15 protein-coding genes and 1 pseudogene are annotated in these 17,866 nt (G+C 39.3%); 11 read left to right on the top strand and 5 right to left on the bottom strand.

Translation table 11 applies throughout. The annotated features are described in order from the left end of the window. A pseudogene (locus HRT50_RS12940) lies at positions 1-204 on the bottom strand (hypothetical protein); the annotation flags it as partial. Positions 205-718: 514 nt separating this feature from the next. Between HRT50_RS12940 and HRT50_RS12935 the strand changes: the two are divergent. Together HRT50_RS12935 and HRT50_RS12930 are read left to right on the top strand one after the other, a co-directional pair. After that, positions 719-925, top strand: a complete 207-nt coding sequence (locus HRT50_RS12935) for a hypothetical protein (RefSeq protein WP_291615171.1) — start codon at positions 719-721, stop codon at positions 923-925. A gap of 27 nt (positions 926-952) precedes the next feature. Next, positions 953-1,657 carry a lipoate--protein ligase gene (locus HRT50_RS12930; RefSeq protein WP_291615169.1) on the top strand — a complete coding sequence of 235 codons (705 nt, stop codon included), beginning with the start codon at positions 953-955 and terminating at the stop codon, positions 1,655-1,657. Positions 1,658-1,783: 126 nt separating this feature from the next. On the opposite strand, the gene HRT50_RS12925 is transcribed toward HRT50_RS12930, so the two are convergent. Both HRT50_RS12925 and prsT read right to left on the bottom strand, forming a co-directional pair. Next, positions 1,784-2,371, bottom strand: coding sequence for a peroxiredoxin family protein (locus tag HRT50_RS12925; protein WP_291615167.1), 588 nt, complete (start codon positions 2,369-2,371; stop codon positions 1,784-1,786). 223 nt (positions 2,372-2,594) lie between these two features. Then, positions 2,595-5,402 (bottom strand): XrtA/PEP-CTERM system TPR-repeat protein PrsT, encoded by a 2,808-nt coding sequence (gene prsT / locus HRT50_RS12920; protein ID WP_291615165.1) that lies wholly within the window; start codon positions 5,400-5,402, stop codon positions 2,595-2,597. Positions 5,403-5,775: 373 nt separating this feature from the next. On the opposite strand from prsT, the gene HRT50_RS12915 reads away from it, so the two are divergent. From HRT50_RS12915 to HRT50_RS12905, 3 genes are all read left to right on the top strand, one after another. Beyond that, a complete protein-coding gene (locus HRT50_RS12915; protein WP_291615163.1) occupies positions 5,776-6,558 on the top strand; it encodes a PEP-CTERM sorting domain-containing protein in 783 nt (260 codons plus the stop codon). A gap of 234 nt (positions 6,559-6,792) precedes the next feature. Continuing rightward, complete coding sequence (locus tag HRT50_RS12910; protein WP_291615161.1) at positions 6,793-6,993, top strand: cysteine-rich CWC family protein; 201 nt, start codon at positions 6,793-6,795, stop codon at positions 6,991-6,993. 160 nt (positions 6,994-7,153) lie between these two features. Further along, entirely contained in the window at positions 7,154-8,662 is a 1,509-nt protein-coding gene (locus tag HRT50_RS12905) for an FAD-binding oxidoreductase (protein WP_291615159.1), read from the top strand. Between the two features lie 89 nt (positions 8,663-8,751). On the opposite strand, the gene HRT50_RS12900 is transcribed toward HRT50_RS12905, so the two are convergent. Beyond that, positions 8,752-9,432: a phosphoglycolate phosphatase gene (locus tag HRT50_RS12900; protein WP_291615157.1), complete on the bottom strand. Its 681-nt coding sequence runs from the start codon at positions 9,430-9,432 to the stop codon at positions 8,752-8,754. Between the two features lie 474 nt (positions 9,433-9,906). Between HRT50_RS12900 and HRT50_RS12895 the strand changes: the two genes are divergently transcribed. From HRT50_RS12895 to HRT50_RS12870, 6 genes are all read left to right on the top strand, one after another. Next, complete coding sequence (locus HRT50_RS12895; protein ID WP_291615155.1) at positions 9,907-12,273, top strand: TonB-dependent receptor; 2,367 nt, start codon at positions 9,907-9,909, stop codon at positions 12,271-12,273. A 48-nt stretch (positions 12,274-12,321) separates the two neighbouring features. Then, positions 12,322-13,638 (top strand): hypothetical protein, encoded by a 1,317-nt coding sequence (locus HRT50_RS12890; RefSeq protein WP_291615153.1) that lies wholly within the window; start codon positions 12,322-12,324, stop codon positions 13,636-13,638. A 337-nt stretch (positions 13,639-13,975) separates the two neighbouring features. Then, positions 13,976-14,296 (top strand): hypothetical protein, encoded by a 321-nt coding sequence (locus tag HRT50_RS12885; RefSeq protein WP_291615151.1) that lies wholly within the window; start codon positions 13,976-13,978, stop codon positions 14,294-14,296. Continuing rightward, the gene (locus tag HRT50_RS12880; protein ID WP_291615149.1) at positions 14,296-15,948 is read left to right on the top strand and encodes a PepSY domain-containing protein; all 1,653 of its coding nucleotides are present in this window, start codon (positions 14,296-14,298) and stop codon (positions 15,946-15,948) included. The genes HRT50_RS12885 and HRT50_RS12880 overlap by 1 nt, the downstream gene beginning before the upstream one ends. Continuing rightward, complete coding sequence (locus tag HRT50_RS12875) at positions 15,948-16,271, top strand: DUF3325 domain-containing protein (protein ID WP_291615147.1); 324 nt, start codon at positions 15,948-15,950, stop codon at positions 16,269-16,271. Before HRT50_RS12880 ends, HRT50_RS12875 begins: the two co-directional genes overlap by 1 nt. Positions 16,272-16,490: 219 nt before the next feature. Next, a complete protein-coding gene (locus HRT50_RS12870) occupies positions 16,491-17,249 on the top strand; it encodes a TSUP family transporter (RefSeq protein WP_291615145.1) in 759 nt (252 codons plus the stop codon). A gap of 19 nt (positions 17,250-17,268) precedes the next feature. On the opposite strand, the gene HRT50_RS12865 is transcribed toward HRT50_RS12870, so the two are convergent. After that, the coding region (locus HRT50_RS12865; protein ID WP_291615144.1) for a cyclic nucleotide-binding domain-containing protein at positions 17,269-17,866 on the bottom strand (598 nt) is incomplete at its 5' end.

Here is a 17,866-nt window from a genome sequence, read left to right as displayed (position 1 = left end):
AAAATCGCGAGCATTCATACCCTTGATGGTATCGATATCTCGCGGTGATTGTGGTCCAAAACCTTTGCCATCAGTGTTTTTTTCTAACAAAGCGCGTTGCTTTTTAATGACGCTATCTGCAACGTTGTCGTGGCCACTGCCAGCATACGCTGTTAATGGTAGTAATGTGGCAGTAATTATCGCCGCAAGAATATTTGCTTTCATTTCTTTCCCCTAAGGTTGTTGATTAACAGGTTACTTACGATGAATAGTACTACTTAAGTATTTATCTTCTCGCTACAGCCAGCAGAGAAAGTAGTTTTACGAATTATTGTATAAAAACAAACCATTCTTCGTTTTTATTTTATAGCTGGTAAATGACAAAACCACAAGTCATTTTTCGCTTGTGTAATTGTACTTTTAAGCAATGTTACGCTTTGTTTTTACTTACTTTTCATCATAAGTTGATAGCTAGTAATGCTACAGTAAAATCGGCTGAGAGACACTAGTTCAAGCCATGCATACCCTGCCTAATGTGTTAATAATTGTAATCAGCTTATTGGTGGTGGTAATGGCAATCATCAGCATAAGTTAATGTATTCTCTGCTGTCGATTAAGGTTTGTGCCGTGAAAATAGCCAGCTATAATTTTAGTTACATCGAGTAGCCAGTAAGAACATTGCTCTGTAGCCTTGTTCTATCTCATTGATATTGTCTGGCAATTAACCTGGAGTATTATTATGATTGAACTGAAAATACAAAAAATTGGTGCTGGCTTAGGCGTGGAACTTCCTCTTGAAGTACTAAAGCAGCTACAGACCAGTGCCGGCGAAAGTATCTTTTTGGAAAACATGTTTGATGGCACTTATAGCCTGACTAAACATGATGAGAGGTCTGCTGAGCAAATGATGCTAATTGACGGTCAAATGCATGAGGAAGACTCCTAAAATATCACCACACGATAAGAAGTAAAAATGAGTCGTAATAAACTGCTACGTTATCAGCAAATTTCTGTTGCCAATGTTTTTGACAAAGAAAGCCAGGTAATAAAACAAATACAAGCAGGTGAGCTGCAGCAGTGCCTAATGTTATGGCAAGCTAAACAAGCTACTTTGGTGTTACCTGCAGGTAAGAAGTGGCCAGAGTCAGATTCTCTTAAAGCTGGCTTATTAGTGGATAATTGGCTTTTGCATGCACGTAAAACCGGTGGTGCACCTGTGCCACAATGCCCGGGGGTAATAAATATATCTCATCTTTATTTATGGGCAAGTGACACGCCGTATTCAATTCCCCAAGCTTATGAAAACTTATGTACGGTGTTACAGGGGTTTTTCCTGCAATTTAATTTAGTTAGTCAAGCGCACGCCACAGAGTTTTCCTACTGTGATGGCGATTATAATATGAATATCAATGGCAAAAAAATTGTCGGTACAGCGCAGCGAGTGATATTGAAAAAAGGCGGTGGCAAAATAGTGTTAGCCCAAGCCTTTATTCTTATTGATGTGTTATTAGATGAGATCATCAAGCCGGTTAACTTGTGTTACCAACTAAGTGATAAAACGGAGCGGGTTAAAGCGCAAGTGCATACTGCGCTTTTTGATAATATTACTGAGCGACCGACAATAGAAAAGTTATATCAGCAGCTTACTCAAGCTTTTGTCGATAGTGGCTTGTATTGATAACACAGCTACCAGTCATAGTTCATCCGTCATTAAAAACAGCCATCAAATAAGTGCTCAGAGTATTTCCTAGTAGATAGTTCCTAGCTACTACTTCCTAGGCGTTGTGTTTTTAATTTTTAAAGCCTAGATATCGTTTCTTAGCTGTAAGTAAAGCTCGGAAAATTTAACACGCTTTTTATAACCCTTGAAAAAGTGTTTGTGAATGACCTTGCCATTGTTATCAATGATTACGACACCCGGGTAAGGAATACCGTAATGCTCATCACCAATAGCGTATTCACTATTAACAATATTGTAGGCCAACATAGTTTGTACTTTTTGGTCAGATAATAATGGGTAGCTGATATTTCTCTGCTCAGCGAATTTCTTTAATATGTCGGTATTATCATAAGAAATAGCCGCTATGGCATAGCCTAATTCGCTAAATTGTTCTGCCAAATCGTTCAATTCTAAAAGATGTTTTTTACAAAATGGACACCAATCGGCAGAGCGGAAAAAAAGGATAATAAGCCCTTTTTCACCTGCGAGTTGTTCGATAGTCACGGGCTGCCGTAGGGTGTTGATAGCGGTAATGGCTGGTGCTTTTTTACCTAAGTCTGGGCCAACATTAATACTAGTGTTGGCCAAAACGTTATTAGTGAAAAACAATAGTAGCGAAAAAAGTACTATTGCTGCCACCTTAGCTCTTGTTAAGTGAATTACATTGTTCATTTACATTACCGTCTCTTGTGGGTTCTTACCTCAAAAGACCGTGTGATGAAGTAAAAATTTCATCATAAAGTTAGCTTCTTGCTGATCTAGGTGGTTTATAGCTCACTTATGCTTGTGTCGTGTTATTTAACCATCAAACTTAGCTGAATGCATAATGTTTTAACTTACCTACTTAAGCAATGTATTTACCTGTCAGATAGTTATTACTAAACTTGTTAACTCTCTACCATTGTTTTAACAGAGCAATTGCAGCAGATTTTTCAGGAAATTTTTGCTCACTATCAATGGCTTCAGTTAAATACTTTTGAGCTTCTACTTTTCTTGAAAGCACATACAATGTAACGGCAATGTGGTATTTCACTTCAGCATTATCAAAATCTTTGGTGAGTGCCAAACGAAATAAAGCAACCGCTTGCTTGTGTTCACCGAGTCGACTTTTAATCCAAGCAAGGGTGTCAATAATAGCGACATTCTCGGGTAAATAATCATAAGCTTGTTGAGCATACTGTTTAGCTTTATCGGTATTACCCAAGGAAAATTCAACGCTGGCGGTATTATTTAGTAAAATAGGTAGAGGGCCATATTTTTTAATTAACTTTTGATAATAGTCAGCTGATTGTTGTAGTTGATCACTGCCTTTGTAGCTATCAGCAAGAGCGATGGCAACTAACATGTCATTAGGATACTTCTTTAACCATTTTTTTAATGGCTTGAGTGCTTTACTCGATTTGCTTTGCTGTTTGTAGCTGCGGTATAAACCAAGTATGGCCTGCTTTTGGTCGGACTTTTTCAAAGCACTTTGGTAAAACTTAATCGACTGTTTACTGTCGCCTAAGGCAAGGTATAGATCACCTTTGAGTACAGCGGTTAAGCTAGTGCTTTGGGTAATCTTGGCAATGGATGCTATCAGGCTTAAGGTAAAGGCTTCATTTTTGTTTTTAATCGTTAAGTTAACCAGCCCTAAAAAAGCAGGTAGGTATTTATCATCGGCGATTATGGCCTTTTTATAAGACTTTACTGCGCCAGCATTATCGTTGGCTTTTAATTGCGCTTTCGCTAAAAAAATAAGTGCTTTGGACTTATGACGAGATTTTTCTACATAGTCTCTTAATGCCAATAGAGCTTGTTGGTGTTTATTTTTTTGCTGATACAATTTTGCTATAGCTAACAGCGCTTGTGGCTCTTTAGGGTTGTGGCCAATAAACTCATCAATTAAATCAATGGCCTCATCGAGCTTGTTTTGCTTTGCTAGAATACGACTTAACTTTAGTACCACATAAAAATCATTAGGATCCTGCGCGTATGACTTCTGTATCCACAGTTGGGCATTTTCAATATCTTGCTTAAATAAGTAACTGTCAGAGATTTCAGTCATCAACAAAATGTTTTTATCAAACAAAGCTAATTGAGTTTGTAAGAAGCTCAGCGCTTTATCATAATTACCAGCGATATTATCCATCCGTGCTAAATGCACCATAGCAATAATATTACTCTCATCTAACACTAACGCCTTTTCGAAGGCTGTTCTTGCTTGAGTAAGTTGTCTATTCAAACCATATAACATGCCTAGGCGTTGCTGAAAAAAGCTATCTTTAGGGAATTTATCGACTAACGATTTGGCAATATCAATGGCTAAAGGATATTTCTGAGTATTTTGGTAGGAATCTATCAATAGTAATTTGATTTGAGTGCCATTAATTTCATTATCTTTAATGGCAGATAAGACCTCTATGGCGGCTTTATAATCGCCAGATTGCATTTTACTGCGCGCTAAGTTACTTACGCTAACCGTTGAATTAGGGTAACTATTAACTACTTTTTCAAAGTAGAATTGTGCTTTGGCACTATCTTCTAATTGTAAGTAAGTTAAGCCAAGCAGTGTTAAAATGTCAGCATTACCTGGACGAGCAAGATTGGTTTTAGTAAGTAAGTGACGGGCCGAATTTAAGTCGCCTTGTTGTATTTCAATGCTGGCGAGCATACGTACAGTATCAATATCATACTCGACATAATTAAGGTAATAGGTTAGGTAACGATGGGCATCATTTAAGTTACCAAACTGAAAGTTGGTCAAGCCAGCTAAAAAATAATAATCAGGGGTATTTCTCATCACCTCAGGCGGAACAGCGGATAAGGTGGTGATTACTTCAGAGAGTTTATTGTTAGCTGAATTGGTTTTTTCTTTACCATTATTAGGAAGGCTGACATTGATAATGGCTTTTAAATAACCGGCTCTCGGTTCATTGGGAATTTCTGCCAGAATATAATCTACATGAGGCACAGCTTGCTGATACTCTTGCAACTCTATGTGCAGCATAGCTTTGGTTAAGCGCACTGACAAGTGCTTTTCATCAATTTTTAATGCTTGATCAATCGCATTTAATGCCCCTTGGCGATCGCCTAAACGGTGTAATATCTTCGACTTTAATACCCAGCCATTGAGGAACGGCTTTACGCTGGCAAGTGATAATTCAATGTAGATCAGTGCTTGATTAACTCTTGACTCTTGCAGCGCTATTTGTGCTCGACCCAGTAAGGCCAGTTGATTTTTTGGTTGTAAATTTAATGCGCCAATAAACGCTTTATCAGCAAGCTCATATTGTTTTTTACCAATATAAGCTTGGCCTCTAATAAGTAATAACTCATTTTCAATTTGTTCATTACGTTGACCTAGTTTAGCCACTTTTAATGCTTGGTCATATTTCCCTTGTAAGATATAAGCTTGCCCGTACAAGGTAATCAATCGGTCGTTATCCACTTTACCCTCTCGGGCACGGTCGAGTTCTATTTGCGCGGCAGTACCATTGCCTTGGGTAATCAATATTTGCGCCATTAAAACACGCGACGGCATATGTATAGGGTTTTCTTGGATAACATTCTTTAAGTGTATAATAGCACGGGAAAACTCTTCATTTTGAAAAGCAATCAGGGCTTGTTCATAACTGGCATCAATACTTTCGTCCGCAAAAGTTAAGCCTGATACAAAGGAAATAGAGAGTAGGGCAGCAAGCAAGCTATATTTTATATTCATATTGTACCGATATTAATGATCTGTCTTATGGTAACTATGCATCAGATAAAACTTGCCAAGATGCTTTGTCAGATGAGTTAAGAGCAAATCGATTGAAAGACATTAATTGTGAAAATAGTAACACTGATAGTGACTTAGTTAAAAAGCATTTATATAAAATAATTAGCAAAAATTTAACAGTGGTTGTCAGGTTTTTTTACAAGTTGTTCACTTTACTCTCACAAATTACCGAGGTACCATAACTAAGGTGTTGTTAAATGGCGATATTGATTTGTTGGAACAATAATTGCTCTTGTTCTGGTCCAATGGTGAAACTGTTATAAATGACTGTTCAACCTCTAAATAACTATCAAAGCAATAAAGTGTAAATATTATGACTTTAATTAAAAATGTATTTAAGATTTTCGCAGTAACCGCTTTTTTTGCCTCTGCTAATGTATTCGCAGCTGACTTTCTCGTAGATACCACGATTAATGATGCCAATGATGATGCCATCGGTGGTTGGAAATATGAAATTGATAAAATGGATGTTCAATGGGCCAATGATGGTTTAATTACTGTTGATATTTATACTAACTTTGTTGATTACAACAATGAATATGGTACTGGCCGAGGCAATGGCAATATTGTGTTAGGTGATCTTCTCATTGGTACTGATGGTGCACAATCTCCGTTTAACTATGCCTTTGTTTTATCTGATGCTGATAGACAACGTCAGAAATATTGGGAAAAAAGTCACTGGGATAATACCGGTACTTTAACCGAAATCAGCTCTACGTTAACCGCAAAAGAATTTCATAATAATTCAAACAAAGTCCAAGATGGTCAAGTCGTCGCCGGTAATACCGTCGGTACAGGTCAACAAAGTGCTTGGTCTGTAGATAGACAAAATACTGGACGAGATCGTAATAACTATGACTTGATTAGTTTTAGCTTTAACGTAAATGGCATTGATGCTTTTCAAAATGCTTCACAATTAGCCTTTAGTTGGGCAATGTCATGTGCAAACGATGTAGTTGATGGGGTAGTTAGTGTTAACCGTCCTACTAGTGTGCCAGAGCCAGCAACCGTATTACTTATGTTAGCAGCGTTTGGCTTTATGGCTAAAAGCCGTAAAACTAACACTACAGCTAAAGTGAAAAACTTTTCAGCTTGATTATTCTTTTTCTCCTTAAATTGAATGTTAAAGCTAAAGCGACCTCCGGGTCGTTTTTTTATGCCTGGTTTTTATATTTTCTTCATTAGTTTCATATAATAAGAGTGAAATATAAGGGAGAATATAAGTGTCATCTATCAGACGGACATATAAGTTAATTAACACAAACGATGATTTTATCAGTATCATTAGCGCTAGTGCTTTTTCCAGTAAAATTCAATACAGAATATAACTATGCCCATTAACCTTGATGACAGCATTTGCCCTTTATGCCAACAAAATAACCGCTGTGATGTGCAATCGCAGCAAGGTTGTTGGTGCATGAAAGCAGAAGTGCCAGCAGCCTTGTTAGAGCAATTACCCGATAGCCTTAAAGGTACAATATGTATTTGTAATGCCTGTATAGCGCGCTTTCAGCAGCAAAACGCTCAATAAATAGTAAAGCTCAGGTAAAAATACATTGCTGCATAGCTCACTTCCTCTTGCTGTAAAAATAATAGGACATGCGAACAATACTTATTTATGCTTTAGCACTACGAAAATAGCGCTCAGCAAAGTAAAATACAGCCCATGAAAACACTTTCTTGTCACAATTATGAATAAAGCTCAACCAAACCACGTAAGCCAAGCTACACATCAGCCAATCCTAAGCTCAAAAGTCAAAATTGCCATTATCGGTGGTGGTGTTGCGGGCTCTACCATAGCTTTGCGATTTGCAGAACTAGGCTTAGACACTACGTTAATAGAAAAAGGTCCAAGTTTAGTTAATGGTCCACCAATTTGCCATTTACACGCTGGCGGCAACTTGTATCGTGAAATTTGTGATCAGCAATGCCTTACTTTATTACAGCAATCAATAGACACCGTTAAAGTTTATCCACATAGCGTGAATATTCGCCCTACACTTATTGCCTTGCCTAAAACCGATCATGGCCAACCGGAAGACTTATTACCTCGTTTAGAAAAGTTACGCGCCAGATATGCTGAGCTGGTCGCTCAAGATGCGAGCAACAAGGTATTAGGTGAGCCAGAGCAGTACTTTCAATTTTTCTCGCGAGCAGTGCTTGATGCACTAGTTAATTTACCCTTACCAAGTGTGGCCAAAGCTGACAGTGATTGGTTAGTGGCTTTTGCCCAAAATGTAGATTTAGACAGTATTAAATTCCCCGTATTACTGGTGCAAGAGTACGGTTTATCGGCATTTCGTTTTGCTGCTATTACCAATTTAGCAATAACGCGTTTGCCCAGCTGTCATCTGCAAACTGACAGTCAAGTGATCGCCATTACTTCGCAAGAAAATACTCAGCACGAGAATACACTGGGCTGGCAGGTCTCGACTCAACACCAACAAAGCCAAGTGATCGAACACAGTCATTATGATTACGTCATTAATGCCTGTGGTTTTAAAAGTGGTGAAATTGATGACATGGTAAGTGCTAAGCGGCAACGTATGGTTGAATTTAAAGCCGCTTATGTAGCCCATTGGTCTAAATGCCAAGGCTTATGGCCTGAAGTTGTTTTCTATGGCGAGCGTGGTACTCCACGAGGTATGGCGCAATTAACCCCTTACCCAGATGGCTATTTTCAGCTCCATGGTATGACACAAGACATTACCCTGTTTGATCAAGGCCTAGTGGCCAGTTGTCAAAAAAGTGCCCAACCCAAACTAGCCCAACGTTTTATTGAAAAGATTGATAAAAACTGGCCTGAGCATGTGGTGAGTAATAGAACCTTAGGCTCAATTGCCCATATTGCCCAGTTTATCCCGGCTTTTAGCAGTGCCGAGGCAGCAGCAAAACCGCTATTTGGCGCTCAGCAAATTCCAGGAGACGATGCAGACTTACGCGCGGCAGATGTGTCTTTTTATGGTCAACATTATGCTCGTGCCGAAATTGTTAAAGCTTCATCGGCTTTAGCCGCAGCTGATGCTATTTTGGCAAATTTAGTGGAGTGCGGCTTAGTTGCTGAGTTAGAGCTGGGTAACTACTTAACGGAACATTATTTCCCCATAAGCCAGCAATGTTCTGCCACTGAAGTCACAGAGCAAGCAATCGCTTTAGCCAAACAGCGTGACTACCCTATTGCGTTGGCAAAAAACCTGTAAAGCGCTCTTTAAAGTAAGGTTAAAGTAAGGCAATAATCAGCTAACGTAAGATTAAATAAATTAGAGTTAGCTGGAATCAATAATAGTCGTTATCGCTGTAGTGCGGCTAATAGCTCAGCAAAAGTATCAAAGCACCATTGTGGCTGATATTTACTAATATCTTCACCATAGTTATAGCCATAAGTTAAGCCGACACTGTCTATGTTGGCTGCTTTTGCCGCTAAAATATCGTTTTTAGAATCACCAATCATCAAACACTGCTCGGCAGTCACTTTAAGCTGCTCTAAAGCATAAGTTAATGGTGCTGGATGGGGTTTTCTCTCAGTTAAAGTATCACCACCAATGAGTATTTCAAAGAGTCCACCTATGCCTAAACCCGCTAAAATAGGCTGGATAAATACGGCTGGCTTGTTGGTAATGATAGCCAAACGAAAGCCCGAGCTTTTTAATATTAATAGACCTTCTTTGACATCGTCATACAGGGCAGATTCAATGCATAAGCCATCTTGGTAATGTTGAATAAAAATACCTAACGCGTCATTTACTAGTGCGGGCTCTAAATGCTCATTAATGTCTGCTGAGCCAGATAATCCTCGCTCAACTAATGTTTTTGCACCATTACCGACCCAGTGACGAATTGTCCGCTGACTATATTCAGTCTGTTTTAAGTCTCGTAGTGTTTTATTTAATGCCAAGGCGAGATCTGGAGCACTATCAACTAAGGTGCCATCGAGATCGAATAAAAGCACGTTTTTTTCTTGTATGGTCACAGCTATCTCACTAGATTTAATGGTAAACAATGAACGTTATTTTACCATTCAGTCACTGGATAGCTAGTAATACCAATTCCACTAACTATGTGATCATTTTTACTTGCTAAAATTACCAACTACTTCGTTATTTATTTAATAATTAACACTGTATGGATGCAGCTTATTAGACAATGCAGGAGCATATTGTCCTGAACAACTAGTTATTACAGTAAATGCCTTGTATTTGGCGGTTTTATTTACGTATAAAATAGATCTCCTAATTAATGGAACTGATAGTTATTGTTGTTTGTATTTGTCTCAATAGGTGGTGTTTTGTTACGTAAATAAGTTGGATGTATTTTAAATGTATCGAATATTTTTCATAAAGTGACTATTTGTTAAAAATATGTTTGCAAATGTTGCTTTTGTTAATGTGATAATATAACATCCTATGAAGTGTTATATTATCACATTATAGGTTGGGTTCATTTTATGAAAAAGTTGACGTTGTTGGCCAGTGCTATTGTACTGGCTACATCAAGTACACAAGTATTTTCTGAGCAAATTACTGGTCTGGTTGCTAACGAAAAAGGGCAGCTACTTAATAATGCAGTTGTTAAAGTCATGGGCACCAATAACGTTACTGAAACTGACAGTGCTGGCGCTTTTAAGCTCACGGTTAAGCCGGGAAATTATGAATTACATATTACAGCACAGGCATACGTTCATAAAAATATCACGGTAACCGTAACCGATGAGAAAAACCCCCAGTTGTCTATTAAGTTAGATAAGTCCGCCATTGAAATTGTCGATGTTACAGCGACACCTTTTCATAGCTCGAATATAGAGTCAGCACTACCTGTCACTGTGTTACACGGTGAAAAATTGCGTATGCGCCAAGCAAATACCTTAGGTGATACCTTAAATAAAGAAGTGGGTGTACATAGTAGCTTTCATGGTGGTGTGGCGAGTACACCGATTATTCGTGGTTTAGATGGACCGCGTGTTTTAATTACCCAAAATGGTCTTGATGCCGGTGATGCTTCACGGGTTGGTCCTGATCATGCTGTTTCTACTGAAACATCAACCACCGAACGTATTGAAGTATTACGCGGCCCAGCGACATTATTTTATGGCAGTGGTGCAATCGGTGGTGTGGTTAATTTGGTTGATGAACGAATTCCTACCAGTATTGAAACCAAAGGAGAGTGGTTAACTGAGCATAATACTAATAATGAACAAACCTTGGTATCAGCTTCAATTAATAGTGGTGCTGGTAATATTGCTGTGCATGCCGATGGTTTTTATCGTGACAGTGACAATTACCAAATACCTGAAAAAAATGGCATTGATGAAGTAGCGAACTCGGCGACTGAATCAAGCGGCTTTACTTTAGGGACTAGCTACTTACTCGATAATGGTTTTGTTGGTATTTCTTATCAAGCTATTAATCAAGAGTATGGTATTCCAGGTCATAGCCATGGTGATGAAGATATTGCCGTACTTGCCGATTTAACGCAAAATCGTTGGCAGTTACTGAGCGAGTTGAGTTTTGGTGATAGTGTTATAAAATCACTTAATACCAAGGTAGCTTATACCGATTATCGTCATAGTGAAATAGAGCTAGGCAGGATAGGCACAACATTCGACAATGAGTCAGTAGAAGCTCGAGTTGAATTATTACACCAAAATTTTTGGCAGTGGCGTGGTGGTTTAAGTGTTCATTACAAAGAAAGTGATTTTACTGCCGTGGGTGCTGAAGCATTTACCCCGCCTTCTGAGACAAATTCAATAGCCTTGGCATGGATAGAAGAGCGTCACTTTGGTGATGTGTTATTACAATTGGGTGCGCGTATAGAGCGTACCGAAGTAACCGCAGCCAAAGTACGTTTACCCGAAGTTGAGTTCTCTGCAACGCATGATGAACACGAAGGTGAGCATGAAGATCACGGCGATCATGCCACGCAAGAGGTAATTCGTAATTTTGCTGTAGAGCATGTCTTCACCCCCGTAAGCCTTTCAGCGGGTTTAGTGTGGGATTTTACCGATGGTTATAACTTAGGCTTGTCATTATCGCATTCAGAACGTGCGCCATCGGCATCAGAATTATTATCTTTTGGTCCACATATTGGTACTGGCTCTTACGAAGTAGGGGCGTTGTTTTCATTACATGACGACCACGGTGAAGCACCGCATTTCGGCTTAACAGATCATGATATTGTCATGGAAACAGCCAATAATATTGATTTAAGTTTACGAAAATTTAAAGGGGCTTTTGGCTTTATCCTGAATGCTTTTTATAACCAAATAGATGATTACTACTACGAGCAAGCTACCGAGTTATCTGCGGGTGATGGCCATGACCATAGCGGACACGACCATGATTCACATAGTGAAGCAGCACATACTTTACCTTTGTTTATTTTTACTGCCCAAGATGTCACCTTACACGGTTTTGAAGCGCAAGCGGTTTGGCAAGTTACCGATGAGTTTACTTGGCGAGTACAGGGCGACATTATTCGTGCCCGCTTAGATAGCGGTGGAGAATTACCACGTACACCACCCGCACGTATTGCAACTGAGTTTAGTTATCAAGGCGAAGCTATTTCCGCTGACGTATTTGTCAGCCACTACTTTGAACAAACCAATACTGCAGCACTAGAAAGCTCAACAGACAGCTATGTCATGGTGGATGCCAACATTAATTATCACTTTACTTTAGGGCAGCACGACTTAGCTGTTTATCTTAAAGGTACAAATTTGACGGATGAATATGCGCAAGTACATACCTCATTCTTAAAAGACTTAACACCACTAGCAGGGCGTTCAATTGCTGCTGGTATTCGCGGCTCATTTTAATTTTTTGCCCTATGGCTTGGGTTCGTATCAATTTATCAAAGGAAAACCATGAAAAAATTTAGCTTGAATACATTTAATTTGAAGGCACTAGTGTTAGCTTGTGCTGCGACAGTACTTGTTGGTTGTGGCGACAGTGAAACTAATATTACAGAGATCCCACCGACACCAGCGCCAATAGATGATGGTCATGACCACGATCATGATGGGGAGTTAGGTAAAGGCCGTTTAGCCATTGCTTCAGCAGATCAAGCCGTTGTGCATATTTTTGACTTGGAAGATAACAGCCTCATTGAATCAATTAATATTACCAATCCAGCAGAGTATTTATACGCGAGTCCTGAAAACCGTTATGCGGTTGCAGTGCAGCGTTCATTTGATACCGTTGAGTTTATTGATGGCGGTTTATGGCAAGAAGCTCATGGTGATCATTTTGATCAACATGCAGATGCACCAGTCTTAACGAGTTTTACCTTGCATGATGTTAAACCGACACATTATGTTCCGCGCGGTGAAAAAGCAGCCATATTTTTTGATGGTAATAAAGAAACAGGCGCTAACGCTAACTTGATTTTATTAAGCGATGAAAGTATCAGTGCAGAAAAGCTTATTGCGGAGCATCATTTTGATACTTATATGCATGGAACTGCAGAAATTCGTGGTGAATTCGTACTGACTACATTACGAGAAAGTGATGCTGAAAGTAGTTTACCAACACAAGTGGCTTTACTTGAAGTGCATGGCGATCATTTTCATCAAGAACAAGTGTTTGAGACGACATGTCCTGCCTTACATGGCAGCTTCCAAACAGAAACACATATAGCGTTTGCTTGTGGTGACGGTGTGTTATCCATTGAACAGCAAGGCAGTGTATTTACCGCACAGAAAATTGCTAATCCTGTAGACATGCCTGAAGGCGTACGTATTGGTTCATTAAAAGGCAGTGCTGAAAGTAGCGTGATGATTGGCGGTTCACGTGCAGGTTTATTTTTAGTTGATTTAGCTAATCAAGAAATCAGCTCATTTAATTGGCAGCCTGAAGAAGCGCTAACGTTAGTTTCTTACGGTTTTGATGGTCATAATGAACATGGACTGATTCTTGATAATACCGGTCAATTGAATGTGTTTTCTGCGGAAACGAATTGGCAATTAGATAAACGTATCTCAGTGTTTAATGCCTTAGCGGAAGATGCTAAACCGTCAATTATTGCCTCAAAAGCGCATGAACTTATTTATATTATTAATGGTCAAGAAGTGACAACTGTTGATTTACATGAGGGTGAAGTTGTTGGTCACTTTACTTTAGATTTCACTCCAGGGAAAGCTGCTTGGTTAGGAATATCTACTGATGAGGAGCACAGTCACTAAAGTCAAAACACTAACTTATTTTACGGATTGTTTATTGTTTTTTTAGCCACATTTCATGTGGCTTTTTTTTGTTAAATTTATTGAATATATCTTAAGGGAAAACAATTATATTCATACACTGTTAAGTAATATTGACCTAGGACAAACACGTATAACAAATATTAAATGATAATGATTTTCATTATTCTTTACGGTATTATGTAATTTTCATACGCTGTATCTGCGTATGTGTATCCTCTGAGAACAGTTCAGTTAACCTCTGCACTTTCTTATGTAAAGAACATTACGCAAAAACGCTGACAGTTCATCAAATATTACTAAGTAACATGGAATCAAAGTGTCTTACCTTTTCACTAAATTCAATTTAGCTAGCCCTCGTTGGCCAGTCTTCTCTCGAATACTAGCGGCCACCTTTGGTGGCTATGCCTTAGCCACAGCCAGTTCACTTTTTATTAGTCAGTTACTGTTGAATGTGGTGGGTAAATACCAAGCCATACATATAGGATTGATGCTTACTTTCATCGTTTATGCCTGCGCAGCCATGTGGGTATTTTCAGTGGAAAGTGCAAGTAAGGCTTGGATGGGATTAATTAAGTTAACTATTTTCTTTACCATCACAACTTGGTTATTGATGCAGTTTACCGGTGCGAACAGTTAATGAAAGATAACTTTAGACAATCAATGAAGTGGTTTCATACCTGGGTCGGCCTTATTGTTGGTTGGATCCTATTCTTCATGTTTCTCACCGGTACTTTAGGTTATTTTTATCAGGAAATTACCCGTTGGATGGAACCAGAAAGGCCATTCATTGAACATAACATCACTAATGAGCAGCTACTGGATACTGCGCAGGCTTATCTTAATAAACACGCCCAAGGCATTGATGGTTGGGATATCTATTTACCTAACGTACGCGATCAAAATTTACGAGTCGGCTGGCGACACCCAGCAGAGCCGGGTAAAAAACGGGGTCAATATAAGATAAAAGTCTTGGATATTGACAGCGGTGATAAAGTTGCAAGTAGAGCAACGGGTGGCGGTAGATTACTGTATCGCATGCACTATCGCTTGCACTATTTATCAACTGATATTAGTTATTGGATTGTTGGCTTTTGTAGCATGTTAATGCTGCTTGCGGTTATTACTGGCGTAGTTATTCATAAGAAAATCTTCAGCGATTTTTTTACCTTCAGAGCAAAAAAGGGTTTGCCCGGTTGGTTAGACATTCACAATGTATTAAGTGTTATTGCACTGCCTTTTCACTTTATGATCACTTACAGCGGTTTGTTATTCTTCCTCTTTACTTACATGGCGCTAAGTACCTACTTACAAACCAATGATGATGAATATAGGGAAATGCGCAAAGAGATATATCCGCGTACCGCCCATTTAGAAAAGGCAAACCAACCAGCTGAAATGTTAGATGTTTCAGTGCTATATCAGCAGACAAAAACTGCTTGGCAAGACGATGACCTCAGTTACGTAGAAATGTATGCTACTAACGATATTAATGCTCAAGTATTGTTTGTTCGTCATGAAACCGACATTACTTATAATCCAGCTGATGAAGTCATGATAAACGCTGTTACTGGCGAAGTTATAGCACAGCAAGCTAAAGAGTATACTGGCGCAGGTATGATTCACAATGGCTTCTTCTCTTTGCATGAAGGGCAGTTTTCTGGCCCATTAGCTCGCTGGATATATTTCTTCACTGGTCTTATTGGCACGGCGATGATTGCCTCGGGGTTAATTCTTTGGACCACCAAACGTAAACCCCAACAAATGAAAAAGTCTAATGGCCCTGATTTTGGTTATCGATTGGTTGAGCAGTTAAATATTGGCACCATTGTTGGTTTGCCTATTGCCATTGCCATGTACTTTTATGCCAATCGTTTATTACCCCTTGATATGGCTGAGCGCGCTGCCTGGGAAGCTCACGTGATGTTCATTAGCTGGGCAATATTATTAATTTATCCAGCGTTTCGCCCCGGGGCTAAAGCTTGGTCTGAGCAATTAACATTGGCGGCGCTGGTTTATCTGGCGCTACCGCTAGTGAATGCACTAACTACAGATAAACATTTAGGTAATAGTTTGCCTCAGCAAGATTGGAACTTCGCCGGCTTTGATTTAACCTTTCTGGTTGTTGGTGGTTGTTTTGCCTTTGCTGCCTATAAAGTCAAAGTCTTGCAAGCAAGTAAACGTTCCAGTAAACAATCAGGTAAACAAAGAGTGCGGCAGAGTAAGCCGCCAGTACTAGCAGCGAGTGAAAGCCTATTGTCGTTGCAGCAAGTGAATAAGGAAAAATGCTAATGTTAGTACTTACCAGTTTATGTTTCACTGCTATGGTGCTGTTTTGTTTAGCGATGACAAAACATAGGGAGCAAGTGATCGTGCATGAAGTTTCTATTCTTGCGGTACATTTTTTCAGACCTCTGGCTTGGTTACTGCTGTCGTTCACTGCCTATTTAAGTGTCGATATGTATGGTTGGTCTATTGGGCCGGCATTGTTATTTGGCGCACTTACCATAGCGATTTTATTACTGACATTACTTTTAACCTACCGAGCGAAAATAGTGCCGAAATTAGCCATTGTTATGTCATTAATAGCGATCATTAGTATCTTTATTAGCTAAGTTAACACTGAAGGCCAAACAGCTAATAGCTAACCTCTAGCACTTAAAAGCAGCTTTATCTTTTCTTCTATTGAAATCGATTATTGATAGTGATGGCTTGCTAATTCATCGGTACTTGCTTAAAGTCTTCGGCAATTTGTTGATATAGTCTTGTCGCAATAGATATTAGTGTTATAGGCACTGTTGTTCTAGTCATTGTTGAAATTTAGAGGAAGTGTTGTGGAGTTTGCCAGCTTAACTATTGAAATAGCCTTGTTTTTATTTACCATCGCCATTGTTGCCGGCTTTCTCGATACTTTAGCGGGCGGCGGCGGCTTATTAACCTTGCCGGCGCTAATGATGAGTGGCATGCCGCCTTTAGCTGCGCTGGCAACTAACAAACTGCAATCAAGTATGGGCACGGGTACTGCCAGCTTGATGATGTTACGAGGTCGGCGAGTACGTTGGCATCAGGTGAAATATCTAATGCTCTCTGCTTTTATTGGCTCAGCCATTGGCACAGTAATGATTCAGTTTATTGATGCAGAAATGCTGACGGCTGTTATTCCTATCGTTATTACCATCATTGGTTTTTATTTTTTATTTACGCCGACGATTGATGAAGATAATAAACCGGCAAAAGTCTCATCTGCGAGTTATAAAAGATTTGTTGTACCGATTATTGGCTGTTACGACGGAATTTTTGGCCCTGGTACCGGTTCATTTTTCACTCTAGCAGGGCGAGCATTACGTGGACAGAAGTTTCTTGAAGCAACCGCAATTGCAAAAACTTTAAACTTTGCCACAAACATTGCCTCACTTATCGTATTTTTATTTGCTGGCCATGTGATCTGGTTAGCGGGCATGATCATGATGGTCGGGCAGTTTATTGGTGCTTGGTTAGGCTCACATTGCTTATTTAAAATTCCAGTCAATTATTTACGTTATCTAGTGGTATTTATGTGTTTTGCCATGTTAATTAAGTATGTAATTGCCTAATAATTAGCAGTATTACTTATTACATCATTTTACCGATAGCTTGTGATAGTTCAGGTTCACTGGCTAAAATAGGTTTTATTTTTTCGCCGGGTAACCAGATAATATCCACCAAAGAGGTCGCGGTAATACTCTCGGCAGAAAATCCTGATAGTAACGATACAGCACTCAATGTTTCACCTGCACCTAAGACACTGGTGATGGTTTTGCCATCTTGCTCGCGTACTAATTCAACTGTACCTCGGGTGATTATACCTAAGGCAGAAAAAGCCTTACCCGCCTTAGCTATTTCTTCATTGGGGTTATAAATACTGTGTTGCATAATGCTGTTCACTTTTTCTTGGGTACTTTTAGGTAGCTCTTGTAACCAAGCTAGTTGTTTCATTAACTGTTCGCCAGAAGCTGAGTTTTCGATATTTGGTGCTTTATTGAGTGCCGCCATGCGCTTTTCCACTGCCATGATCATGCGTTCAGCTTCGGGTTTATCAAGTACCGCTTGTTTAAGCTGCTGCGAGATAACCGCTCGTTCTCGATACAAGAGTAACCGACAGGCTGAGTAAGTTTCTAAGCTATGGATGATCTCAGGAAAGGCTTCACGTAAGCTGGCGATATAACACAAT

This window comes from Colwellia sp. (assembly GCF_013215345.1).
In the GTDB taxonomy this organism is placed as follows: Bacteria; Pseudomonadota; Gammaproteobacteria; order Enterobacterales; family Alteromonadaceae; genus Colwellia.
Note: the sequence above shows the minus strand (reverse complement) of the source record. Positions and strands in the feature narration are given on the sequence as shown.